Origin of the sequence: Vibrio hibernica, from assembly GCF_015223435.1 — a bacterium.
GTDB classification, from domain to species: Bacteria; Pseudomonadota; Gammaproteobacteria; order Enterobacterales; family Vibrionaceae; genus Vibrio; species Vibrio hibernica.
Genome location: NZ_VHKO01000044.1, coordinates 1 through 21582 on the forward strand (window position 1 = coordinate 1; position 21582 = coordinate 21582).

The 21582-nt window shown below is 41.0% G+C and carries 25 protein-coding genes; 8 read left to right on the forward strand and 17 right to left on the reverse strand.

Translation table 11 applies throughout. From position 1 onward, the window contains the following. Positions 1-183: 183 nt before the first annotated feature. The 8 genes from fusA to fkpA form a co-directional block, all read right to left on the reverse strand. Entirely contained in the window at positions 184-2280 is a 2097-nt protein-coding gene (gene fusA, locus FH976_RS12640) for an elongation factor G (RefSeq protein WP_194091206.1), read from the reverse strand. A 208-nt stretch (positions 2281-2488) separates the two neighbouring features. Continuing rightward, positions 2489-2959, reverse strand: a complete 471-nt coding sequence (rpsG, locus tag FH976_RS12645; RefSeq protein WP_194091207.1) for a 30S ribosomal protein S7 — start codon at positions 2957-2959, stop codon at positions 2489-2491. A 113-nt stretch (positions 2960-3072) separates the two neighbouring features. Then, complete coding sequence (rpsL, locus tag FH976_RS12650) at positions 3073-3447, reverse strand: 30S ribosomal protein S12 (RefSeq protein WP_190331112.1); 375 nt, start codon at positions 3445-3447, stop codon at positions 3073-3075. Positions 3448-3633: 186 nt separating this feature from the next. Then, positions 3634-3915, reverse strand: a complete 282-nt coding sequence (gene tusB, locus FH976_RS12655) for a sulfurtransferase complex subunit TusB (protein ID WP_194091208.1) — start codon at positions 3913-3915, stop codon at positions 3634-3636. Between the two features lie 32 nt (positions 3916-3947). After that, positions 3948-4301: a sulfurtransferase complex subunit TusC gene (gene tusC / locus FH976_RS12660; RefSeq protein ID WP_194091209.1), complete on the reverse strand. Its 354-nt coding sequence runs from the start codon at positions 4299-4301 to the stop codon at positions 3948-3950. Continuing rightward, entirely contained in the window at positions 4301-4702 is a 402-nt protein-coding gene (tusD, locus tag FH976_RS12665) for a sulfurtransferase complex subunit TusD (RefSeq protein ID WP_194091210.1), read from the reverse strand. Before tusD ends, tusC begins: the two co-directional genes overlap by 1 nt. Then, positions 4699-5421: a helix-turn-helix transcriptional regulator gene (locus FH976_RS12670; RefSeq protein ID WP_194091211.1), complete on the reverse strand. Its 723-nt coding sequence runs from the start codon at positions 5419-5421 to the stop codon at positions 4699-4701. The genes tusD and FH976_RS12670 overlap by 4 nt, the downstream gene beginning before the upstream one ends. 219 nt (positions 5422-5640) lie before the next feature. Then, a complete protein-coding gene (gene fkpA / locus FH976_RS12675) occupies positions 5641-6447 on the reverse strand; it encodes an FKBP-type peptidyl-prolyl cis-trans isomerase (RefSeq protein WP_194091212.1) in 807 nt (268 codons plus the stop codon). 372 nt (positions 6448-6819) lie between these two features. On the opposite strand from fkpA, the gene FH976_RS12680 reads away from it, so the two are divergent. Beyond that, positions 6820-7050 carry a SlyX family protein gene (locus FH976_RS12680; protein ID WP_194091213.1) on the forward strand — a complete coding sequence of 77 codons (231 nt, stop codon included), beginning with the start codon at positions 6820-6822 and terminating at the stop codon, positions 7048-7050. Between the two features lie 61 nt (positions 7051-7111). On the opposite strand, the gene slyD is transcribed toward FH976_RS12680, so the two are convergent. The 4 genes from slyD to kefG all read right to left on the reverse strand — a co-directional run bounded on the left by slyD (position 7112) and on the right by kefG (position 10417). After that, complete coding sequence (slyD, locus tag FH976_RS12685) at positions 7112-7678, reverse strand: peptidylprolyl isomerase (protein WP_194091214.1); 567 nt, start codon at positions 7676-7678, stop codon at positions 7112-7114. 89 nt (positions 7679-7767) lie between these two features. Further along, on the reverse strand, positions 7768-7968 hold the full coding sequence (locus tag FH976_RS12690; RefSeq protein WP_194091215.1) for a YheV family putative zinc ribbon protein: 201 nt from the start codon (positions 7966-7968) through the stop codon (positions 7768-7770). 19 nt (positions 7969-7987) lie between these two features. After that, entirely contained in the window at positions 7988-9781 is a 1794-nt protein-coding gene (kefB, locus tag FH976_RS12695; protein WP_194091216.1) for a glutathione-regulated potassium-efflux system protein KefB, read from the reverse strand. Positions 9782-9808: 27 nt separating this feature from the next. Beyond that, positions 9809-10417 carry a glutathione-regulated potassium-efflux system ancillary protein KefG gene (gene kefG / locus FH976_RS12700; protein ID WP_194091217.1) on the reverse strand — a complete coding sequence of 203 codons (609 nt, stop codon included), beginning with the start codon at positions 10415-10417 and terminating at the stop codon, positions 9809-9811. A gap of 393 nt (positions 10418-10810) precedes the next feature. Here kefG and FH976_RS12705 point away from each other — a divergent pair, with 393 nt between their 5' ends. The 5 genes from FH976_RS12705 to crp all read left to right on the forward strand — a co-directional run bounded on the left by FH976_RS12705 (position 10811) and on the right by crp (position 15308). Next, positions 10811-12718 (forward strand): ABC transporter ATP-binding protein, encoded by a 1908-nt coding sequence (locus FH976_RS12705; protein WP_194091218.1) that lies wholly within the window; start codon positions 10811-10813, stop codon positions 12716-12718. Further along, positions 12719-13186, forward strand: a complete 468-nt coding sequence (locus FH976_RS12710) for a TIGR02444 family protein (RefSeq protein WP_194091219.1) — start codon at positions 12719-12721, stop codon at positions 13184-13186. 46 nt (positions 13187-13232) lie between these two features. Continuing rightward, complete coding sequence (locus tag FH976_RS12715; protein WP_194091220.1) at positions 13233-13463, forward strand: YheU family protein; 231 nt, start codon at positions 13233-13235, stop codon at positions 13461-13463. Positions 13464-13563: 100 nt separating this feature from the next. Then, positions 13564-14433: a phosphoribulokinase gene (locus tag FH976_RS12720; protein ID WP_194091221.1), complete on the forward strand. Its 870-nt coding sequence runs from the start codon at positions 13564-13566 to the stop codon at positions 14431-14433. Positions 14434-14675: 242 nt separating this feature from the next. After that, positions 14676-15308 carry a cAMP-activated global transcriptional regulator CRP gene (gene crp, locus FH976_RS12725; RefSeq protein ID WP_153447942.1) on the forward strand — a complete coding sequence of 211 codons (633 nt, stop codon included), beginning with the start codon at positions 14676-14678 and terminating at the stop codon, positions 15306-15308. Between the two features lie 134 nt (positions 15309-15442). On the opposite strand, the gene FH976_RS12730 is transcribed toward crp, so the two are convergent. The 3 genes from FH976_RS12730 to rph all read right to left on the reverse strand — a co-directional run bounded on the left by FH976_RS12730 (position 15443) and on the right by rph (position 18437). Beyond that, positions 15443-16648 carry an aromatic amino acid transport family protein gene (locus tag FH976_RS12730; protein WP_194091222.1) on the reverse strand — a complete coding sequence of 402 codons (1206 nt, stop codon included), beginning with the start codon at positions 16646-16648 and terminating at the stop codon, positions 15443-15445. Between the two features lie 230 nt (positions 16649-16878). Continuing rightward, positions 16879-17520 carry an orotate phosphoribosyltransferase gene (gene pyrE / locus FH976_RS12735; protein WP_194091223.1) on the reverse strand — a complete coding sequence of 214 codons (642 nt, stop codon included), beginning with the start codon at positions 17518-17520 and terminating at the stop codon, positions 16879-16881. A gap of 188 nt (positions 17521-17708) precedes the next feature. Beyond that, positions 17709-18437 carry a ribonuclease PH gene (rph, locus tag FH976_RS12740; RefSeq protein ID WP_194091224.1) on the reverse strand — a complete coding sequence of 243 codons (729 nt, stop codon included), beginning with the start codon at positions 18435-18437 and terminating at the stop codon, positions 17709-17711. Between the two features lie 156 nt (positions 18438-18593). Between rph and FH976_RS12745 the strand changes: the two genes are divergently transcribed. Both FH976_RS12745 and FH976_RS12750 read left to right on the forward strand, forming a co-directional pair. Next, positions 18594-19421: a YicC/YloC family endoribonuclease gene (locus FH976_RS12745; RefSeq protein WP_194091225.1), complete on the forward strand. Its 828-nt coding sequence runs from the start codon at positions 18594-18596 to the stop codon at positions 19419-19421. Positions 19422-19659: 238 nt separating this feature from the next. Then, positions 19660-20886: a tyrosine-type recombinase/integrase gene (locus FH976_RS12750; protein WP_194091226.1), complete on the forward strand. Its 1227-nt coding sequence runs from the start codon at positions 19660-19662 to the stop codon at positions 20884-20886. Here FH976_RS12750 and FH976_RS12755 read toward each other — a convergent pair. Continuing rightward, complete coding sequence (locus tag FH976_RS12755) at positions 20872-21345, reverse strand: hypothetical protein (RefSeq protein WP_194091227.1); 474 nt, start codon at positions 21343-21345, stop codon at positions 20872-20874. The two genes, FH976_RS12750 and FH976_RS12755, sit on opposite strands and share 15 nt — an antisense overlap. After that, on the reverse strand, positions 21346-21582 hold a 237-nt coding region (locus FH976_RS12760; protein WP_228767438.1), incomplete at its 5' end, for a restriction endonuclease.

Below are 21582 nucleotides of genomic sequence, written 5' to 3' on the forward strand. Positions count from 1 at the left end.
CAATCGTGTTCCTTCCTAGTTATGATTCGCTTTGATTAAAAAGATCAAAACGCGCCAGAATTTGTCATTTTATGCGCCAACTTTCGTCAGCGCAATAAATTCATTACTTAATCAGTCAATTGCTTCTTTACCAAAATGGTCAATAAACAATCGGTATCATCAAGCCATAGCTTAATAAAGTTATTAACCACGTTCTGCAATGATTGCATCAGCTACATTTTTCGGTACTTCTGCATATTCAGAAAATTCCATTGAATATGAAGCTCGACCTTGAGTTGCAGAACGTAAGTCAGTTGCGTAACCAAACATAACAGACAGAGGAATTTGAGCTCGAATAATTTTCAAACCAGCATTGCCTTCATCCATTCCTTCAATGATGCCGCGGCGACGATTAATATCACCAACCACATCCCCCATCCAATCTTCTGGGGTAGTTACTTCAACTTTCATCATTGGTTCTAAAAGCACAGGTTGCGCTTGCAGAGCACCGTTCTTGAAAGCCATTGAGCCGGCAATTTTAAACGCCATTTCATTTGAGTCTACATCATGATATGAACCATCGAATAACGTCGCCTTGACATCCATAACAGGATAACCGGCAAGCACGCCATTATTCATTTGCTCTTCAATACCTTTTGCTACTGAAGTGATGTATTCATGAGGAACTACACCACCTACTATTTCGTCTACAAAAACAAAGCCTTCACCCGGCTCAGATGGTTCTAACTTTAACCATACATGGCCATATTGACCGCGGCCACCTGATTGACGAATGAATTTACCTTCAACTTCTGTTTTACCACGGATAGTTTCACGATAAGCCACTTGAGGCAGACCGACATTACAGTTAACACTGAATTCGCGTTTCATGCGGTCAACAATAATATCTAAGTGTAGCTCACCCATACCAGAAATCAGAGTTTGTCCCGTCTCATGATCAGTTTCAACACGGAATGATGGATCCTCAGCTGCTAATTTCCCTAGAGCGATGGCCATTTTATCTTGATCCGCTTGTGAACGAGGTTCAACAACGATCTGAATGACGGGTTGAGGGAATTCCATACGCTCTAAAATAACCTTATGGTTTTGATCACAAAGCGTGTCACCTGTTGTCACATCTTTAAGACCGATAGCCGCTGCTATATCTCCCGCTAAAACTTGCTTCACTTCTTCGCGCTTATTTGAATGCATTTGAACAATACGCCCCAAACGCTCACGTTTTTGCTTCACAGAGTTATAAACGCTATCCCCCGTATTCACGACACCCGAGTACACTCGTATAAAAGTAAGTGTCCCTACGAATGGGTCCGTAGCAATTTTAAATGCTAAAGCAGCGAAAGGTTCTTTATCATCGGCATGACGTTCAACTTCATTTTCATTCTCATCAATTCCTTTTATTGCAGGAACATCAATTGGGGATGGTAAGTAGTCAACCACTGCATCTAAAACCGCTTGTACACCTTTATTTTTGAAAGCTGATCCACAAGTTGCAAGGACAATCTCATTATTCAATGTTCGAGTTCGAAGACCTTGCTTGATTTCAGCTTCAGTTAACTCTTCGCCTTCAAGGTATTTATCCATTAACTCTTCGGATGCTTCTGCTGCCGCTTCAATTAAATTACTACGCCACTCTTCAGCTAATTCTTGCATGTCAGCAGGGATATCTTCATAACTAAAAGTCATGCCTTGATCTGCATCATTCCAATTAATTGCCTTCATTTTAATAAGATCGACAATGCCTCGAAACTCTTCTTCTGCGCCAATATTTAACTGAATAGGAACTGGAGTCGCTCCTAGACGATTTTCAATCTGCTTAATGACACGTAAAAAATCAGCGCCTGTCCGATCCATTTTATTCACGAATACAATACGTGGCACATGATATTTATCTGCTTGACGCCATACAGTTTCTGACTGGGGTTCTACACCCGATGAGCCACAAAAAACAACGACAGCACCATCGAGAACTCGTAATGAACGCTCAACTTCAATAGTAAAATCTACGTGCCCAGGAGTATCGATAATATTGATGCGATGGTCATCAAATTGAGCATTCATACCACGCCAGAAAGTTGTTGTTGCAGCAGATGTGATAGTAATTCCACGCTCTTGCTCTTGTTCCATCCAGTCCATGGTTGCAGCACCATCGTGTACTTCACCAATTTTATGTGAAAGACCAGTATAGAATAGAATACGTTCAGTTGTGGTTGTTTTACCTGCATCTACGTGCGCACAAATACCAATATTACGGTAACGCTCTATAGGAGTTTTACGAGCCACAGTTGTATCCTCTTAGCTAATACCAATTTCTATAAATCACTGATTTAAGATCGATAATATTTTATAGAAATTAGAATTTAGGGTGCATTGCCTTTACAAGCACAATTCAAAGTAATTTTTGGTCACTTAATATAGTAAAAAGTGCTGCGAGAAAACTCGCAGCACAGAAGGTCGAACTAACGCGGCCTCTTTGCAAGCAAAGAGTTTATTACCAGCGGTAGTGTGCGAACGCTTTGTTCGCATCTGCCATGCGGTGAACGTCTTCACGTTTCTTAACAGCAGTACCTTTGTTTTCTGACGCATCTAGCATTTCAGCAGCTAGGCGCATTGCCATAGATTTTTCACCACGCTTACGCGCAGCTTCAACCATCCAGCGCATAGCAAGAGCGTTACGGCGAACCGGACGAACTTCTACAGGCACTTGGTAAGTTGAACCACCCACACGGCGAGATTTAACTTCCACCGTTGGACGAATATTTTCAAGAGCTTCTTCGAATACAGCTAAGTGATCTTTACCAGATTTCTCAGCCATTGTATCTAATGCAGTGTAAACGATTTTCTCTGCAGTTGATTTTTTACCATCAACCATAAGGATGTTTACAAATTTTGCCAGCAATTCAGATTTGAATTTAGGATCTGGAAGGATCTTACGCTGGCCTATTACGCGACGACGTGGCATGGATGTTTCTCCGTTGTCTTCTTCAGGTTATCCAAAACTTTTCAGTTTTTTCAACAAAATATATTATTTTAGTGTTTGGCCTTACTTAACGCTTTCTTGTCTATAAAGAAAGATTAAGACTTAGGACGTTTAACACCATACTTAGAACGGCTTTGTTTACGGCCGTTTACGCCAGCACAGTCAAGCGCGCCGCGGACGGTGTGATAACGCACACCTGGTAAATCTTTAACACGACCACCACGGATAAGAACAACACTGTGCTCTTGAAGGTTATGACCTTCACCGCCGATGTATGAAGTAACTTCAAAGCCGTTAGTTAGACGAACACGACAAACTTTACGTAATGCTGAGTTCGGTTTTTTTGGAGTAGTAGTATATACGCGAGTACATACACCACGTTTTTGTGGACACGCTTCTAGCGCAGGCACGTTGCTTTTAACAACTTGCTTTACACGTGGCTTGCGTACCAACTGGTTAATAGTTGCCATTAAATAGCTCCTGATTTACGAAAATAAGCTTGTGAAAAATCTACCCCTAACTTCTCGCTATAATTCTTATAGTAAGAAATAGGGACGCAAAATTTTATGCATCAAAGGTCTGTGTGTCAAGAAATATACAATTTTGTGAGGAGTATTTTTTTTATTCAGAAGCAATTAAACCGTTATCCAGGGTTTTTATTCCCACGTTAACGATTGTTCATGCTTTTCCGTTAGAGCAACAAACTCATTATAATCAATTGATTGAGCGCCAATATTCACTAGATTAGATAAACCTCTCGCTTTAATATCTTCCTTAAGATAAAGATAATGATCTTCTGGATCTTTTTTCGCTTCTTGGCTGTTTATTTGTTCAATTCCGATATAAACCGCATCTTCAATCAGTAAAATGGCATCGCCAGATAAGAAAAACAGACGAGCTTGCTCTAAGGCGGGTTTATTTTTCACGATATGAAGCATCTTTTTACCTATCGATTTAATGGTTTTTAAGATCAAAAACTAAGAAGTTTATTGCATTGATGTATCTTATTATTTAAATCCCGTGAATCCAGCGGAATAACTGGGACCATCAGTGCTGAAGGCGTTATTTTATAATGATCTAGTGACAACTCACAAACATAGATATTTTCAATATCATACAATTCTAACAATTTAAAAGCAGCGGTATAATCTCTGGATAATACTTGCTCTGGATCTTGGTTCGATAGCAATTGAGTGACGCCTGCCCCGATAAAGAACACATCAATATTTTCACTGTATACTGACGTTGCTAGTAATGCATCCAGTCCTTCACGACCTTTCGCAGTGGAATGAGGAAATGATCGAAATACAAAGCCTAGTTTCATTAAAATTGCACCACTCTATTTTGAGTTAGCATAGCCTCAGCTAAACCACCGAGCCCTGCCAGTTCAAATTCTTGGGAAACATTTGAAGCCAATAATTGATGAGTAGTCGCCTCATGATTATCAACGATGCCACGACGTAAAGATGCTGCCACACAGGACTCTAGACGTACATTATGTTGCGTAGCGATGGTTTTCCAAGCTTTGTGTAAATCAAATTCATCATTCGCCGGCAGCGTCAAGTTGGACGCATTATAGACACCGTCTTGATAAAAAAATACGCTCACCAATGTATGCCCTTTTTCTATTAACGCACAAGCAAAACGATATGCATGACGAGCTGACTGACTACCATAAACTGAGCCATTAACGAGCAAAGAGTAAGTTAAAGGCTGAAAACTCATTTCTCTCCATCCTCAATCTTACGTTGGCGAATATAAAGATAAACCGTATGTTTTGAGATGTTCAATCGGTCGGCAACACGGTTAATTGCATCTTTAATATCAAAGATACCTTTATCGTAGAGATCCATCACAATTTGCCTATTTTTTGTATTGTTAGACACTGATTTATCGGTGTTAATTTCTTCAATAGTACGTTCAACCGTTTGATCCACCAGCTCTTCAACATCACTGGCAAAGTTGACTGACAATGCAGCTTCTTCTGCCTCAGCGGTTGGCATAAAAGCATGTAGCACGTCAGAAAAAGGCGCATCTAAATTAATATTGATACATAAAAGCCCTATCACTCGCAGCTCACCATTTCGAATTGCGATGGTAATCGATTTCATCAACACGCCACCTTTGGCGCGAGTAAAATAAGAACGCGAAAAATTACGTTCTGACCCTTCAATATCTTTTAGCATTTTCAATGCAAGAACCGTAATAGGAGAGCCGACTTTTCGACCTGTATTCTCCCCATTGGCTATTTTAATCGCAGAAGTATTTAAATCTTCTAACGAGTGCAACACTATCTCACAATAGCTACCAATCAAACTGGCAAGGCCATCTACGACCGCTTCATAAGAACTTAAAATGATCTTATCGTATTCCGAAAATGGTTTTGCATGGACCGATTCAATTTCTAGTAACGCTTCAGAATGGACTGCTTCAGAGTTCTCCACACACACCTCAATCAAATTTTATAAATTAAACAAATTGGCGTAAGTTTATCAGAAAATTTTAATTTGGCATTATTGGCTGTTCGATATGATGATTTAAAGCAAGTTTACTCGCAACTAATCACAAAAATCAGATAAAAAAAGACCTATCGCAATAGGTCTTTTTTGTACTATCAATAATATTTATCGCTTTCCCAAGAATGGGTTAGAGATTAAATTACATTATTTTTGTACTGGCGCTTGTGGCGCAGCATCCGCTTTCACTGACATTAATTCAATTTCAAAGACTAAGGTAGAGTTAGCAGGGATCGTTGGTGTATCTTGCTCACCGTATGCTAGCTCAGGTGGAATGACAACTTGGTATTTAGACCCAACTTTCATCAATTGAACCGCTTCAGTCCAACCAGGAATGACACGATTTAATGGGAAAGTAGCAGGCTCTTTACGATCGTATGAACTATCGAATTTAGTACCATCGATAAGTTTACCTTCGTAATTAACAACAACAGTGTCTGTTGCTTTTGGAGTGATACCCGTACCTTCTTTCTCTACTTTATAAAGAATACCGGACTCTGTTGATTGTACGCCGTCTTCTTTGGCAAATTTAGCGCGGAAATCAGAGCCTTCTTTTTGCGCTGCAGCTGATTTCTCTTTTGCTTTTTCTTGCATCTTTTCTTGTACACGCTTGTCTAGGTTTTGCAGTACCGCTTTAGTATCTTCTTCTGTCATACCCGATTTTTTAGCAAACGAATCTTCGATACCTTTCAGGACGATATCTTTATCTAATTTAATACCGATTTCAGCTGGCTTTTCAATACTTGTACTTAGATAGTTAGCGAAAGAAGTACCAATGGCATAAGCTGCTTTTTCATCGTCAGTTTTGTATTGATCCATTGCAGGAGAAGCCGAAGATTGTGCTTGTTCGACTTTTGGTGCAGTTTCTGATGCATCTTTAGCATCGTCTTTTTGGCAACCTACAGCGAGTAATACAGTTGCTGCTAGCAGTGATACTTTAAAAATCGGTTTCATTAAATTCTCCAGCGTGATGGAAGCCCATCATCATTATCATTTAAAAATTAATTATAAATTGTAACCACATACTCTGAGATGAACACGACACCACAGGTTATATTTTTACTTATTTTTTAATGGCCTCTGTTAGCAGACCATCTTTTCTGATGAAAGTTCATCAATGTACTGCAATTTATCTTAATCAGATTAATCAAGACATTAAACAGTCATAATTACAACACAATCCTGACAAATAGATGATCAAAGCTCACCCATTATTAGAGGACACTCGCAGAGACAAAGCTATAATCTCACAACAATAAGATCATGATTATCAGTTAATGTATGTATAATCGAATGACTGTCTGTTTCACCTTGTATAGGAATATCATGACCTCACATACGACTGACCATCAACTAAAGCAACGCATTGACGATTTAGAGTGCCAACTCGCCTTCCAAGAACAAACGATTAACGAACTCAACGATGCCCTCAGTCAACAACAGCTGTTGATCACTCGCATGCAAGATCAAATGAAATATGTTGTTGGTAAGGTAAAAAACTTAGATACCTCTAATCTCGCCGATCCATCAGAGGAAACACCGCCACCTCATTACTAATCAGTCATTACAAAAAAGCGCTAGACCAATTGGTTAGCGCTTTTTGATTATCTATTGAAAATTAGTGAGAGCAGCCACAACCGCCATTACTATCACAACCTTCTTTTTTTTCTTCTTCATGATCATGACCACAACAGTCACCATCATGATCATGGTCGTGGCCAGCTTGATGCACATGGCCATGTGAGATTTCTTCTTCTGATGCAGCGCGCAATGCGATAACTTCAACATCAAACGTCAGAGTTTGACCCGCAAGCATGTGGTTTCCATCAACCACCACTTCATCACCATCCACTTCAGTAATCTCTACTGGTATTTGACCTTGATCGGTATCGGCTAAAAAGCGCATACCAACTTCAATTTCATCCACACCATGAAAAACATTCGCAGGAACACGTTGAACTAAACCTTCATTGTGTTCGCCATAAGCATCGTCAGGAGCGATAACAATATTAAATTTGTCACCTTGAACTTTGCCATCCAAAGCATTCTCTAGACCAGAAATTAGGTTGTTATTACCATGCAGATAATCTAATGGCGCTTCAACTGTTGATTGATCAACAACAACACCATCTTCTGTTGTTACTTTGTAAGCAAGGCTAACAACAACGTTTTTTTCAATATTCATATTCACTCCAGGCTTAGATTAGGTATAAAAATAAATGGGCACCTAACCGTTATGAGACAAATAATGGGGATAATGCTGGCAAATTTCAATCATTCAGGCTTAAAAATTCCAATCATTTGTTCCGAAGGGTAAGCCGATTGCTCCACCGCCTCTGATGTTTGTTGTTCTAAATAGTCACATTCAACACATTCGACCATTTCAATATTGTTTTCTTCCCATACTCGTAAGCTATCGGACTCTTTACATGTTGGGCATTTCGCACCAGCAATAAATCTTTTTTTACTTGTCATTGTTATTCCTAAATATAATTTAATCCCAATGATTTTGAGTTTTACGGTCGCTTTCCATCTCTCGATCAAAGATTTCTTCCAGTTCTTTACGCGCCTCTTTGGCCCGTAAGCCGATGTCTTTATCTTCACTATGCTGAGGTAATAACTCTTTCAACATGGTGGTATCCAATTTTTTAAAATGCGCTTCTGCTCGTTTCGCTTGATAAGGATGCATACCAAGCTCAGTAAGCACTTGCCGCCCTAAATCCAGAGCACCAAGGAAAGTTTCACGCGAAAATAACGTTACGCCAATATTCAGTAATTGATAGGCTTCTGTCCTACTTCGAGCTCGAGCCAATACTTTTAAATTAGGAAAGTGCTGCTTACACAACTCAGCGACTTTAAGCACTTCGTCGGGTGAGTCAGTACAAATCGCAATCGCTTCAGCGTCCTCAGCTCCAGCCGCGCGCAACAAGTCCAGCTGAGTGGCATCGCCATAATACACTTTATAACCAAACTTACGTAACACTTGGATCTGACTAGGATCGTTTTCCAGCACCGTTAAACGTATTTTATTCGCATACAGTAAACGCCCGACGACTTGCCCAAAACGTCCAAACCCAGCCACGATAACTCTAGGCTCTTCATTCACTACATCCGATGGCATATCTTCATTTAAATTAATAGTGCGGGTAAACCATTTTTGTTGGGCTAATAAAATCAACGGCGTTGTCATCATAGAGAGGCTCACCACCACCAATAAAAATGAGCTTAACTCTGGCCCTAATAAGCCTTGACCTTGCGCGGCAGTAAAGAGAACAAAGGCGAACTCACCACCTTGGCTAAGAATAGCAGCCATTCTGCTACGCGCTTTGGCTCGAGTACCCATTAAACGTGCCAAGCCATAAATCAATAATGCTTTGATACTCACCAAAGCCACAACTGCCAGCACAATTTTTATCGGATAAAGCCCTAATAAATCTAAATTGACGGCCATGCCAACCGACATAAAAAACAAACCTAACAATAAGCCTTTAAAGGGCTCAATGGCACTTTCTAACTCATGGCGATATTCACTTTCGGCCAATAAGACTCCAGCCAAAAAGGTGCCGAGCGCCATTGATAAACCCAATTTCTCCATGATGACAGAAATACCGATTACCAGTAGCAATGCAGCAACAGTGAATAACTCTCTCACTCGGGTCATCACCACAAATCGAAATATCGGACGTAATAGATAATGCCCACCGACTAATAAACCGACTACACCACCAATCATCCATACCGCATCGAGCCAATCACCACCGACATTACCAGCCAACAAAGGCAGCATCGCCAACATAGGGATCACAGCAATATCTTGAAAAAGTAAAATCGCGAAGCCAGATTGCCCCGTTTCAGTACCACCTAAGTCTTGCTCATCAATCACCCGCAATGCAATCGCAGTAGAAGAGAGCGCAAGCCCCATCCCTATCACCAAGCTATTTTGCCAACTGATACTAAGTTGATGAGCGATGACCGATAATACTAACGTTGTTACCAGTACTTGTGCGCCCCCTAAACCTAGGATGGGAGTACGCATTTGCCATAACTTTTTAGGATTAAGCTCTAGGCCAATTAAAAATAACAAGAGCACTACGCCAAATTCAGAAAAATGCATCACGCTATCAACATCACTAATCAGCCCTAATCCCCACGGACCAATCGCAATGCCCGCGATTAAATAGCCGAGTACCGACCCTAAACCAAAGCGTTGAGCTAAAGGCACAGCAATAACCGCAGCCGATAAAAAAACCACACTGCCTTCTAATAAATCAAAGGTCGATGATGCCATTGATACTCCTTATTAATCCTCAACTCATCAAATTGGATTCATGAGCCATTGGCGGTACATTTGTGCATACTGCAATCGAGTTGCATGATCCACATTCCTTGCCCAATACAATACAAAAGGCTCAAGCCAATTCATTTGACATAATTTTGCGGTTAATTCAAAAGGTTGCAGTATTTGCTCTAATGGGTATTGGTTATAACCTCTAGCGGAGAAGGCTTCTTTGGAGCCACCGGTAGTAATAATACTTCGCCAAGATTTCCCCGCTAATGCCCGTCCTTCACCAAAAGCAAATCCTTTACCAAGCACCGAATCCATCCACTCTTTCATTAATGCAGGACAAGAGTACATAAACAGAGGATGCTGAAATACGATCACATCATGCTCAAGCAATAAACGATGTTCAGCCGCAATATCAATAAAAAAGTCAGGGTAGCGTGCATACAAATCATGCACTCGAACATGGGGAATATCTTGAATTGCTTTGAGTAATATCTGATTGGCAACAGAGTCATCGGGATCGGGATGGGCAAAAATAACTAAAACCCGAGGAAGACTCGGTTGATTTGACTCTTGCTCGGGTTCGCAAGATGTAGATTGAAGCGGTGTAGATTGAAAACAATCCGTAGTGTCAGTCATCCATCACTCCCTTTATATACTCGCCGATTTTTTAACCGCAAGTGAAATAAGTATAACGGTTTATATTGGCGCTTATCATATTATCTTAAATAATCTAAACTCCGAATAAAAAAATTCACAAGTGATTAATGTAAAGTCCATTTTCATAATCGACAAAACAACGTTGGAACTTTAGCTATATAACGAGTCAAAATTATGACGCAATAGCGAATCTGTTGCGTAAATTTTAACGAAGTTAAGTGCTAAAAGAATGAAGTAGCTTAGTTAAAAGCATTCCAAGGACCGGTTAATAGTATAATTATCGACATCTAATCATGAAACGCCTACTATTCTCTGCGGTTTCATTTCGTTTATGCATTCAATTATCTAGAGTAAAAGTCAGACCACAATCCTATGATTATATTTTCAGACATTCAATTGCTGCGCGGCGGCAAACCATTATTAGACCAAGCGTCTGCGACTATTCATCCCGGCGATAAAGTCGGTTTAGTGGGTAAAAATGGCTGTGGTAAATCAACGCTGTTTGCTCTGCTTAAAGATGAACTCTCCATTGATGCTGGTAATTTTCAGATGCCCGCTCACTGGGAACTCGTTTGGGTAGCACAAGAAACGCCAGCATTAGATCGAGCGGCAATCGACTATGTCATTGATGGCGATAAAGAGTTTCGACATTTAGAACAACAATTAGTGAAAGCAGAACAAGCCGACAACGGCACATTAGTTGCAGAATTACATAGTAAAATCGATATTGTGGGTGGCTATACCATTAATGCTCGAGCGGCTGAACTACTGAATGGTTTAGGCTTTAGCCAAGAGCAAATGCAATGGAGCCTAACTCAATTTTCCGGTGGTTGGCGCATGCGTTTAAACCTTGCCCAAGCCCTACTATGTCGTTCTGATTTACTTTTACTTGATGAGCCAACCAACCACTTAGATTTAGATGCCGTATTGTGGCTTGAAAAATGGCTACAGAATTATCCTGGCACCTTGATTTTGATCTCGCATGATCGGGACTTTTTAGATCCGATTGTCGGTCGAATCATCCATGTTGAAAATCAAGCTCTAAATGAATACACCGGTAACTATTCTTCCTTTGAAACCCAGCGCGCTCAAAAGTTGATGCAGCAACAAGCCATGTACTCCAAACAGCAAAAACAAATGTCGCACATGCAAAGCTACATCGACCGTTTTCGCTATAAAGCCTCTAAAGCTCGTCAGGCACAAAGCCGCATTAAAGCGTTAGAGAAAATGGAAAAAGTTCTGCCCGCGCAATTTGATAATCCGTTTAATTTTGAATTTCGTGAGCCGGCCGCTCTACCCAATCCGATCATGATGATGGACGATGTTTCTGCTGGATATGGCGACCGTTTGATCCTAGATAAAATCCGTTTAAATCTAGTCCCTGGCAGCCGCATTGGCTTGCTCGGACGTAACGGTGCAGGTAAATCGACTTTGATCAAATTACTGTCAGGTGAGCTCAATCCACAAGGCGGTGACCTCACCTATTCTCAAGGTGTAAAAATTGGTTATTTTGCTCAGCACCAACTAGAAACGCTGCATCCAGAAGAAACCCCACTGCAGCATCTAATGCAAATTGCCACCAATCAAACCGAACAACAATTGCGAGATTACCTTGGCAGCTTCGGTTTCCAAGGAGAAAAAGCATTAGATAAAGTCGCGCCCTTCTCTGGCGGTGAAAAAGCGCGTTTAGTATTAGCCTTGTTAGTGTGGCAAAAACCGAACCTATTATTACTCGATGAGCCAACCAACCACCTTGATTTAGACATGCGTCAAGCGCTGACCATGGCGCTACAAACCTTTGAAGGTGCAATGGTCATTGTCAGTCACGACCGTTATTTATTACGTGCGACTACCGATGATCTTTACCTGGTTGATGCGCAGCAAGTGGTACCATTTGATGGTGACCTTGGTGATTACTATAAATGGCTCACTGACCAGCAAAAACAAGATAAAAAAGAGGCACAAGGTGAAAGTAACGAGAGCCCAAGTACCAATAGCGCCGCCAATCGAAAAGAACAAAAACGCCTTGAAGCAGAGCGTCGTAAACAAACCGCGCCATTACGCAAGAAGGTCACCCAACTTGAAAGCCAAATGGACACGCTGAGCCAAGATCTTGCCCAAGCTGAGGAGCAATTAGGGGATGTATCCCTCTATCAAGACGAAAATAAGGCTAAACTTACCCAAGTACTCAACCAACAAGCGACGAGTAAATCTCAGCTTGAAAATGTTGAAATGGAATGGATGGCACTGCAAGAAGAGCTTGAGGAGTTAACCGATTAGATGCCTACGCCTTCTTTGTTTCCCCTCACCCGTGAACGGTTGTGGCAATTTAGTTTGCAGCACTACCACACGCAAGGCGTAAAAGAGGCATGCTTACAATTACAAAATAACCACCAAGGTAATGTAAATCTTATCTTGTTGCTTATTTTGTTAGACGAATACCAAATCACGTTAGCATCGGCTGATCAGCATCAATTACAACAAGCATTACAATGCAGTGAGGTTTTATTGACTCAATTTCGCGATCTACGCCGACAATATAAATCTCACTTGCCAGATACACTGTACCGAGATAGCTTAAAGTTTGAATTACAACTTGAACATCAACAACAAGGTGATCTGGTTAAATGCATCAATTCTCTTATCGTTAGGCCTCGAACTGAGCAAGACTCGCCATTAAGTCATCAGTATTGCCAACAGCTTAAAGCTGAACATTTATGCACCCTCTTTTTTCAAAATAACAATTAATCTCAGCACACGTAAACCATCACAGATAATAAGTAGTAAAAATATTATGATCATTCCTTGGCAACAAATTGATCCAGAAACGCTGGAAAACCTGATCAAAGAATTTATTCTTCGTGAAGGAACCGATTATGGCGAACAAGATTATTCACTTGAGCAAAAAATAACTCAAGTACAGCGTCAATTAAAATCAGGAAAAGTCGCGATTGTCTTTTCAGAATTGCATGAAAGTGTAGACATCAAAGCTATTGATTCATTAAAACAGCCATCGAATCATTAAATTAGCTCCCTAACATCTATTTCCGCAGGCGCATTTCTAGACTTCTTGAGGGTTTAGAAAAAAATGGCGTGTTCATTACGTTATAAAATAAAGGATTATTATGTCGGCAAAACACCCAATTATCGCAGTCACCGGCTCTTCCGGTGCAGGAACTACGACTACCTCTGAAACCTTTCGTAAAATGTTCAACATGATGAACATCAAAGCGTCTTGGGTTGAAGGTGATAGCTTCCATCGTTACACTCGCCCAGAAATGGATGTGGCAATTCGTAAAGCACGCGAACAAGGCAAACATATTAGTTACTTCGGCCCAGAAGCGAATAACTTCCCAGCACTGGCCAAATTCTTCAAACAGTATGGTCAAGACGGCACAGGGAAAATTCGCCGTTATCTACACAGTTTTGATGAGGCTGTTCCCTACAATCAAATGCCAGGAACCTTTACTCCTTGGCAAGATTTAGCAGATAACACCGATGTGCTGTTTTATGAAGGATTGCATGGCGGCGTGGTCGATGATGCCATCAACGCCTCGCAACATGTTGATTTCTTGATTGGTATGGTGCCGATCGTGAACTTAGAATGGATTCAAAAATTTGTGCGAGACACTCGCGATCGCGGCCATTCGCGAGAGGCCGTAATGGATTCAATTGTTCGGTCAATGGATGATTACCTCAATTACATCACACCACAATTTTCTCGAACTCACATCAATTTCCAGCGCGTACCAACAGTAGATACCTCCAACCCACTCAACGCCAAAGGCATTCCAAGTCTCGATGAAAGTTTTGTGGTGATCCGATTAAGGGGAATTAAAAATGTCGACTTCCCTTATCTACTTGCCATGATAGAAGGCTCATTTATGTCTCGCCATAACACGCTGGTTGTTCCTGGTGGAAAAATGAGTTTTGCGATGGAATTGATCATCCAACCGCTTCTGCAGCAATTAATAGAAACGGGGAAAATTGGCTAAAACAGTGATCTATTTCACCTTACTGTTAAGTCTGTGACTTTGGGCACGTTTTACCCGAGTAATTCAGCCTCTAGTCCGATCAAAATCAAGAAGTTTCTGATAGAAAGAGGTAGTATTTGCATTCGAGACTGCAAGAGCACTTGCAGCGAAAAAGATTAACACCTATTCTATTTGACCAGTTTAGCCGGTCTCAGGATTAATGACTCAAAACTGAGCAAGCCTTGCAGAGGAAGTAACAAATTATGGTTCTAGGTAAACCTCAAACTGACCCAACCTTAGAGTGGTTTCTATCGCATTGTCATATTCATAAGTACCCTTCAAAAAGTACTTTGATCCATGCAGGCGAAAAAGCAGAAACTTTATACTACATCGTAAAAGGGTCTGTAGCCGTATTAATCAAGGATGAAGAAGGCAAGGAAATGATCCTGTCTTATTTGAACCAAGGTGATTTTATTGGTGAATTAGGTCTATTCGAAGAAGATCAAGAGCGTACCGCTTGGGTTCGTGCTAAATCTCCTTGTGAAGTGGCTGAAATTTCATTCAAGAAGTTCCGTCAACTTATCCAAGTTAACCCAGATATTTTGATGCGTCTTTCCGCTCAAATGGCAACTCGTCTACAAATCACCAGCCAAAAAGTAGGTGACTTAGCATTCCTAGACGTAACAGGTCGTATCGCACAAACGCTACTAAATCTAGCTAAACAACCTGATGCTATGACTCACCCAGATGGCATGCAAATCAAGATCACACGCCAAGAAATTGGCCAGATTGTTGGTTGCTCACGTGAAACCGTTGGCCGTATCTTGAAAATGCTAGAAGAGCAAAATCTAATTTCTGCGCATGGTAAAACCATCGTAGTTTACGGTACTCGTTAATAGTTAATAGTTAATAGTTAATAGTTAATAGTTAATAGTTAATAACTAGCACGTTACACAACCTAAAAAGACAAAGCCACTGAATGCAGATTCAGTGGCTTTATTTTTGTCTCTTGCGTAAGACGAATATATTTTTATCCGATCGCTGGCAACATACCAATGCTAATCAATACTTGCACACCAATGATCATCACACCTGAGACTAAAACCAACATCAAAGCCGCATCACCACCAGCAACGGTAAAACCTTGAGTATTGAGGTGGATTTCACGCGAGCGCTTCACCATCGCAACAGGCAGTAAAATAGCAAGAATAGCTAAAGCAATCGCGGCATAACCTAATGCCATAATAAAACCTTGTGGGTAAAATAAAGCAAAACACAATGGTGGAACAAACGTCACCAAGGCGATACCAACTCGCCCCCCTTTGCTTTGGCTCTTATTTAAGCTATCTCCCAGAAACTCAAACAATCCTAAACTCACGCCTAAGAAAGAAGTAATCAAAGCAAGGTCAGCAAATATCGATACCACTTGCGAGATGGCAGAACTATGAATAACTTGCGATAAGGTGCCGACTAATGCGCTCACATCTCCGGCTTGAGAAAGACTTGCTTGATCGACAACACCTAAAGTAGCTAACTGCCATAGGATATAAATAACCAAAGGCAGTAGCGACCCCAGCACCATCACTTTTTTCAGCGCTTTCATATCTAAATCTAAATATCGAACGACAGCAGGAATACTGCCGTGAAAACCAAAAGAGGTAAAAATAACAGGCAGCGCTGCGATAATTAAGCCTTTTTCTAATGGCATATTAATCAGATGAACTGCTTGAATATTTGGCGTTAAGAAGAAAAGCATCACCGCCATCGCGATTAATTTACAAGTGAAAAGTACACGATTAACTTTATCGACTGAGGAAGTACCAAAAGTCACAATCGCCGCGATCAGCATGGTAAAGATAAGCGTACCAACACCATTGGAAACATCGAGCTCAAACCAGCTATGCAACTTATCGTTAAACTGCCCACCGCCGCCCGCAATATAAGCTGCGCATAGTGCATAAAATAAAAATAACATCGCAAAGGTCGCGATCCACTTTCCTTTATCACCTAAAAACTGCTTAGCCAATGTATGTAAGGTGGCATCATGATCAGCATGTTGATGCAATTCCAACATCAATAAAGCGGTATACGCCATTAATGCCCACATCACGACCATAATCGCCAATGAAGTCATAAAACCTAATCCCGCCGACGCGATAGGTAACGCCAACATCCCCGCACCAATCGTGGTGCCCGCGATAATCAAAGTACTGCCTAGAACCTTTGAGTTACTCATCTACATTTACCGTCCAAAATTATTTACGACAACTTACCACTTGGACTAGATAAATCGACCTATAAATTCAAAAAACCAACTATAACAGGTCAAATACCACTCAAAAATCAAGATAATTTACTGCGTATAAAATAGTTTACGAAAATATGTTCAATTCAAAAGAAAACCTCGTCATTCCAACAGAAATGGCGAGGTTTAGTCTTTAATATTTTGAATCGGATTTAAAGTAACTAAATACCGTATTGTGCACGGTAAGCCTTCACTGATTCTAACTGCTCTACGCTATTTCCTTGTTCTTCAAGGTAAGTCACAAGATCGCCTAAACAGATAATAGAAATAACCGAGCAGCCAAAATCACGCTCCACTTCTTGAATAGCGGATAATTCACCTTTGCCTTTTTCTTGGCGATCGATGGCCACTAAAACACCCGCCAAATCTGCGCCATTGGCTTTAATGATTTCCATCGATTCACGAATCGCGGTACCAGCAGTGATCACATCGTCCACCAGCATAATGCGGCCTTCCAATGGATTTCCTACTAAATTACCACCTTCACCGTGATCTTTCGCTTCTTTACGGTTAAAGCAATAAGGCGTATCAATATCATGATGATCCGCTAAAGCAACGGCTGTGGTTGTCGCGATAGGAATGCCTTTGTAAGCCGGGCCAAACAACACATCAAACTCAATACCTGATTCCGCTAATGCTGCTGCATAAAAACGACCTAAGCGAGCTAAGTCACGGCCAGTGTTAAATAAACCCGCATTAAAAAAGTAAGGGCTAGTACGGCCAGATTTTAAAGTAAACTCACCAAACTTAAGAACTTGTTTCTCAAGGGCAAACTCAATAAATTCACGTTGATATGCTTTCATGATCTCTCTCTTTTCTTTCTGTCACTATGCTCTAAATAATTGGTACTACAGTGAGGCGGTAAGTTCGTGAATCCCTATGAGCTTAGCTGGCCCAACTGATTAAGGTGAACGAACGCAACCAACAAAGCGGTAGCATCAAGTATAACGAGCATAAAAAAATAGCCCCTAAATCAGGAGCTATAAATAATTTATTCTGCCAAGGTCGCTTTTTGCACTGCGATAATATCCTTGATGCCTTTCTCGGCTAAATCTAACAACTGATTTAACTCAGCACGAGAGAACGCTTCGCCTTCTGCGGTGCCTTGAACTTCAATCATCTTACCTTCTTCGGTCATCACTACATTCATGTCGGTATCGGCGGCTGAATCTTCCACATATTCCAAATCACACAACGCATGCTCACCAAGAATACCAACAGAAACCGCAGCCACATGACCTTTCATTGGGTTTTTCTTTAATTTACCAGACGCCATCAATGATTGAATCGCATCTGCTAGCGCAACACTCGCACCAGAAATAGATGCTGTACGTGTGCCACCATCGGCTTGAATCACATCACAATCAACCGTGATCATGATTTCCCCTAATACTTTTAAATCGACAACAGCGCGTAAGCTACGAGCAATAAGGCGTTGAATTTCCATGGTGCGACCACCTTGCTTACCACTCGATGCTTCACGGCGATTACGAGTATGAGTCGCACGTGGCAGCATGCCATATTCCGCAGTTACCCAACCTTGTCCTTTACCTTTCAACCAACCGGGTACTTTATCTTCTACACTGGCATTACACAGAACTTTAGTATTACCAAATTCTACCAATACAGACCCTTCAGCATAAGCCGTATAGTTACGAGTCATCTTAATTGGACGAACTTGATCGGCAGCGCGGTCATTCGGGCGAGTTGTAGAAGTCATAAATAGATACCTAATTGAGGACATAATTGGGCGAGGATTATATAGATCTTAACGTCAAAAAGCGATCTTGCCGTTGCTTACCTACTCATTTATGCAGTGACTTGTGCTACCATGCTCGACAGAAAATCACCCTTATTCTTGCATCAGGAAAATCCAATGATCTACAGCATGACCGCTTATGCCCGCAAAGAAATCAAATCAGATTGGGGCAACGCTGTGTGGGAAATCCGCAGTGTAAACCAACGTTACCTTGAAACTTACTTTCGCCTACCAGAACAGTTCCGTGGACTAGAGCCAATTTTACGTGAGCGCTTTCGTAAGCGTTTAGCACGCGGCAAAGTTGAATGTCATCTACGTTTTGAAGCTAACTCAAAAGCTCAAAGCGATCTCAACATTAATGAAGATCTGGCTAAGCAAGTCATTCAAGCAGCCAAACAAGTGATGTTTCTTACTGGTGAAAATTCTCGCCTTAACCCTTTCCAAGTGATGAACTGGCCGGGCGTAATGGAAGCACCAGAGCAAGATATGGATAACATCCAAAAAGAATTACTAAGCGCATTTGAAGAAGCCATGGATGACTTCATTGATGCTCGTGGCCGTGAAGGCGACAACATGAAAGCCCTTATCGAGCAGCGCCTTACTGCCATCACCGAACAAGCCTCTAAAGTTCGTGCTCGCATGCCTGAAATCATGCAATGGCAACGCGATCGCCTATTAAACAAGTTTGAAGAAGCTAAAATCGAACTCGACAGCTCACGTGTAGAGCAAGAGTTAATCGTACTAGCGCAAAAATCAGACGTTGCAGAAGAGCTCGACCGCCTTGATTCTCACGTTAAAGAAGCCACCAACATCATGAAAAAAGGCGGCGCATGTGGTCGCAAACTCGATTTCATGATGCAAGAATTCAACCGTGAAGCTAACACGTTAGCATCAAAATCAATCAGCACTGATGTCACCGCATCTGGGGTTGAATTGAAAGTTTAAGTTGAGCAGATGCGCGAGCAAATTCAGAATATTGAATAAGTTCCATGCGAGTCTCAGTAAGATTTAAAGAGACTAAAAACCAACAACTTAACTAAATCAAACTCTACACAAGTCCATTAACTTCCACATAAAACCACCACCAAGTGGTGGTTAATATGGTGGGTATGGTACACTTACTTAAAACCTAAGTGGTGGGTAAAATCTTACCCATCGGTATCATGGCTGTTAAAGGTGGATTATGGCTAAACTAACGGTAAAAAAAGTAGAGTCACTTATAAAAACAGGTGGCAATAAAACACAACGCTATGCTGACGGTGATGGTTTGTACTTGGTGGTTCCGTCTTCAGGCACGGCTAGTTGGATGCTGCGTTTTACCTCAAGTAAAAAACGCCGCGAAATGACGTTAGCTAAAGTAAAAGATCTAACCCTGGCAAACGCCCGTCTTGAAGCCGCCACTAAAATGAAACAAGTGCGCGATGGTTTTGACCCATTAATACAACGTAAGCGCGCCGAGCAAGAAAGCATTAAAACAGTTAATGACTTATTTAATGACTGGTATCCCACCTTAGTAAAGCGTTTAAAATACCCTGAGATCCCAAAGCGCGTTTACACTAAAGATATTGCTCCGGTAATTGGTGATATAAAGCTCGAACAAATAAGCGCACGTGATATACGCACCACTATTAATGCCATAACAACCGCAGGTAAACCTACAATTGCAAACGATGCACTTGGCTATTGTAAGCAATTGTTTAACCATGCAATAAAACTAGACCTAATAGCAGGAAACCCAGCCTCTGCATTTACAGTGCGTGACGCAGGCGGTGTAGAAAAAAGTAAAGACAGAGCATTAACCACCAGCGAACTTAAGCAATTTTTTGATACCGCCAAAAAAAATCCAATGAGCTTCACTCGTGACAACTACTTAGCCTGTACTTTATTAGTATGTTTAGGGGTGCGTAAGTCTGAATTATGCGAGGCAAAGTGGGAAGAATTTGATTTAGAAAAAGCGGTGTGGGAGCTGCCCAAAGAGCGCAGTAAAACCAATGTAGGTCTTAGTATTCCTTTGGCCCCACCAGTAATACAGTGGTTTGAAGAGCTAAAAATGAGAAGTTGTGGTTCTGACTATGTATTCCCTAGCCGTCGCGCTAGTAAAAATCCACATATGGGGCCTGATACGCTTAATCGCGCTATCACTAAGTTATTTGGCCATGAGCCAGGTAAAAAGAAACAGCCACCAAACTTAATGGGGGATATGCCTCACTTTACTGTTCATGACTTACGCCGCACCTGTCGTACTTTACTAGCACAGCAAGGCACCCCCGGCTATGTAGCCGAGAGATGCTTAAATCATAAGTTAAAAGGGGTAGAAGGTATTTATGATAAGTACGATTACTTTGAAGAGCGCAAAATTGCGTTAGAAGCACTAGCTTTATCTCTTAAGGAAAACTTATTGGCCAATTGAGAAGATGGAGGATAGGATTTCTATAATTTTATCCTCTGCATTATAACCTCGCTCTGTATTCTCGAATGCTATCGCTTCAATAACACAGCAAACTAATTGTGAGTTAATCCCCATTATTCGTTTAAGTTCGTTATCAAACCATAAGTTCCAATTTAACTGGTATTGTTCTTCTTTAGTTAGAACAGGGTCAATTAGATCTAGTTGATCACCATCATCATAGCTAAATCTATAATAGGCCGCCATGGTGTCATGAGCATCTTGTAAGACCCTGTGATCAAAAGTACTTTTGGCTTCTAGTATTGTGCTAACTTCTGTTTTCATATCCAGCACATCACAAGAATATAAATAAATACTCTTTGCTACTAAAAAAATATTATGAACATTCTTAGGATACTCACTAAATTGAGCATCCTTAAGAACATGGTTATCGTCTCCACTATAACAGCTAGCAAGTATCATCTAATACTGATCTACTACTTTTAATAAATCACCATAGCTGGCAACCATATTGAATTTAACTTTCTCAGCTTCATCATTAGACTTTACTTCTTCCTCTAATCGCTTAAAGAACTTTTTAGCACATTCAATCTTAGCTTCTTCAATCTTTTTGAGCTGCATAGTAGACATTGAGCCTTTTGTTTCAGCAATAAATAGCACATGTTTAACAGTACCTTCTTTAAACGCTATTGCCCAATC

Excerpts from the sequence above, each read along its gene's own strand:
- FH976_RS12710 (WP_194091219.1), top strand. The coding sequence starts at position 12,719 with ATGCCTACGCCTTCTTTGTTTCCCCTCACCCGTGAACGGTTGTGGCAA.
- crp (WP_153447942.1), top strand. The coding sequence starts at position 14,676 with ATGGTTCTAGGTAAACCTCAAACTGACCCAACCTTAGAGTGGTTTCTA.
- kefB (WP_194091216.1), bottom strand. The coding sequence starts at position 9,781 with ATGGCATCATCGACCTTTGATTTATTAGAAGGCAGTGTGGTTTTTTTA.
- FH976_RS12750 (WP_194091226.1), top strand. The coding sequence starts at position 19,660 with ATGGCTAAACTAACGGTAAAAAAAGTAGAGTCACTTATAAAAACAGGT.
- FH976_RS12745 (WP_194091225.1), top strand. The coding sequence starts at position 18,594 with ATGATCTACAGCATGACCGCTTATGCCCGCAAAGAAATCAAATCAGAT.
- pyrE (WP_194091223.1), bottom strand. The coding sequence starts at position 17,520 with ATGAAAGCATATCAACGTGAATTTATTGAGTTTGCCCTTGAGAAACAA.
- FH976_RS12715 (WP_194091220.1), top strand. The coding sequence starts at position 13,233 with ATGATCATTCCTTGGCAACAAATTGATCCAGAAACGCTGGAAAACCTG.
- FH976_RS12705 (WP_194091218.1), top strand. The coding sequence starts at position 10,811 with ATGATTATATTTTCAGACATTCAATTGCTGCGCGGCGGCAAACCATTA.
- slyD (WP_194091214.1), bottom strand. The coding sequence starts at position 7,678 with ATGAATATTGAAAAAAACGTTGTTGTTAGCCTTGCTTACAAAGTAACA.
- rpsL (WP_190331112.1), bottom strand. The coding sequence starts at position 3,447 with ATGGCAACTATTAACCAGTTGGTACGCAAGCCACGTGTAAAGCAAGTT.
- FH976_RS12720 (WP_194091221.1), top strand. The coding sequence starts at position 13,564 with ATGTCGGCAAAACACCCAATTATCGCAGTCACCGGCTCTTCCGGTGCA.
- FH976_RS12730 (WP_194091222.1), bottom strand. The coding sequence starts at position 16,648 with ATGAGTAACTCAAAGGTTCTAGGCAGTACTTTGATTATCGCGGGCACC.
- kefG (WP_194091217.1), bottom strand. The coding sequence starts at position 10,417 with ATGACTGACACTACGGATTGTTTTCAATCTACACCGCTTCAATCTACA.
- FH976_RS12755 (WP_194091227.1), bottom strand. The coding sequence starts at position 21,345 with ATGATACTTGCTAGCTGTTATAGTGGAGACGATAACCATGTTCTTAAG.
- FH976_RS12690 (WP_194091215.1), bottom strand. The coding sequence starts at position 7,968 with ATGACAAGTAAAAAAAGATTTATTGCTGGTGCGAAATGCCCAACATGT.
- FH976_RS12680 (WP_194091213.1), top strand. The coding sequence starts at position 6,820 with ATGACCTCACATACGACTGACCATCAACTAAAGCAACGCATTGACGAT.
- rph (WP_194091224.1), bottom strand. The coding sequence starts at position 18,437 with ATGACTTCTACAACTCGCCCGAATGACCGCGCTGCCGATCAAGTTCGT.
- tusB (WP_194091208.1), bottom strand. The coding sequence starts at position 3,915 with ATGCTTCATATCGTGAAAAATAAACCCGCCTTAGAGCAAGCTCGTCTG.
- fkpA (WP_194091212.1), bottom strand. The coding sequence starts at position 6,447 with ATGAAACCGATTTTTAAAGTATCACTGCTAGCAGCAACTGTATTACTC.
- tusC (WP_194091209.1), bottom strand. The coding sequence starts at position 4,301 with ATGAAACTAGGCTTTGTATTTCGATCATTTCCTCATTCCACTGCGAAA.
- rpsG (WP_194091207.1), bottom strand. The coding sequence starts at position 2,959 with ATGCCACGTCGTCGCGTAATAGGCCAGCGTAAGATCCTTCCAGATCCT.
- tusD (WP_194091210.1), bottom strand. The coding sequence starts at position 4,702 with ATGAGTTTTCAGCCTTTAACTTACTCTTTGCTCGTTAATGGCTCAGTT.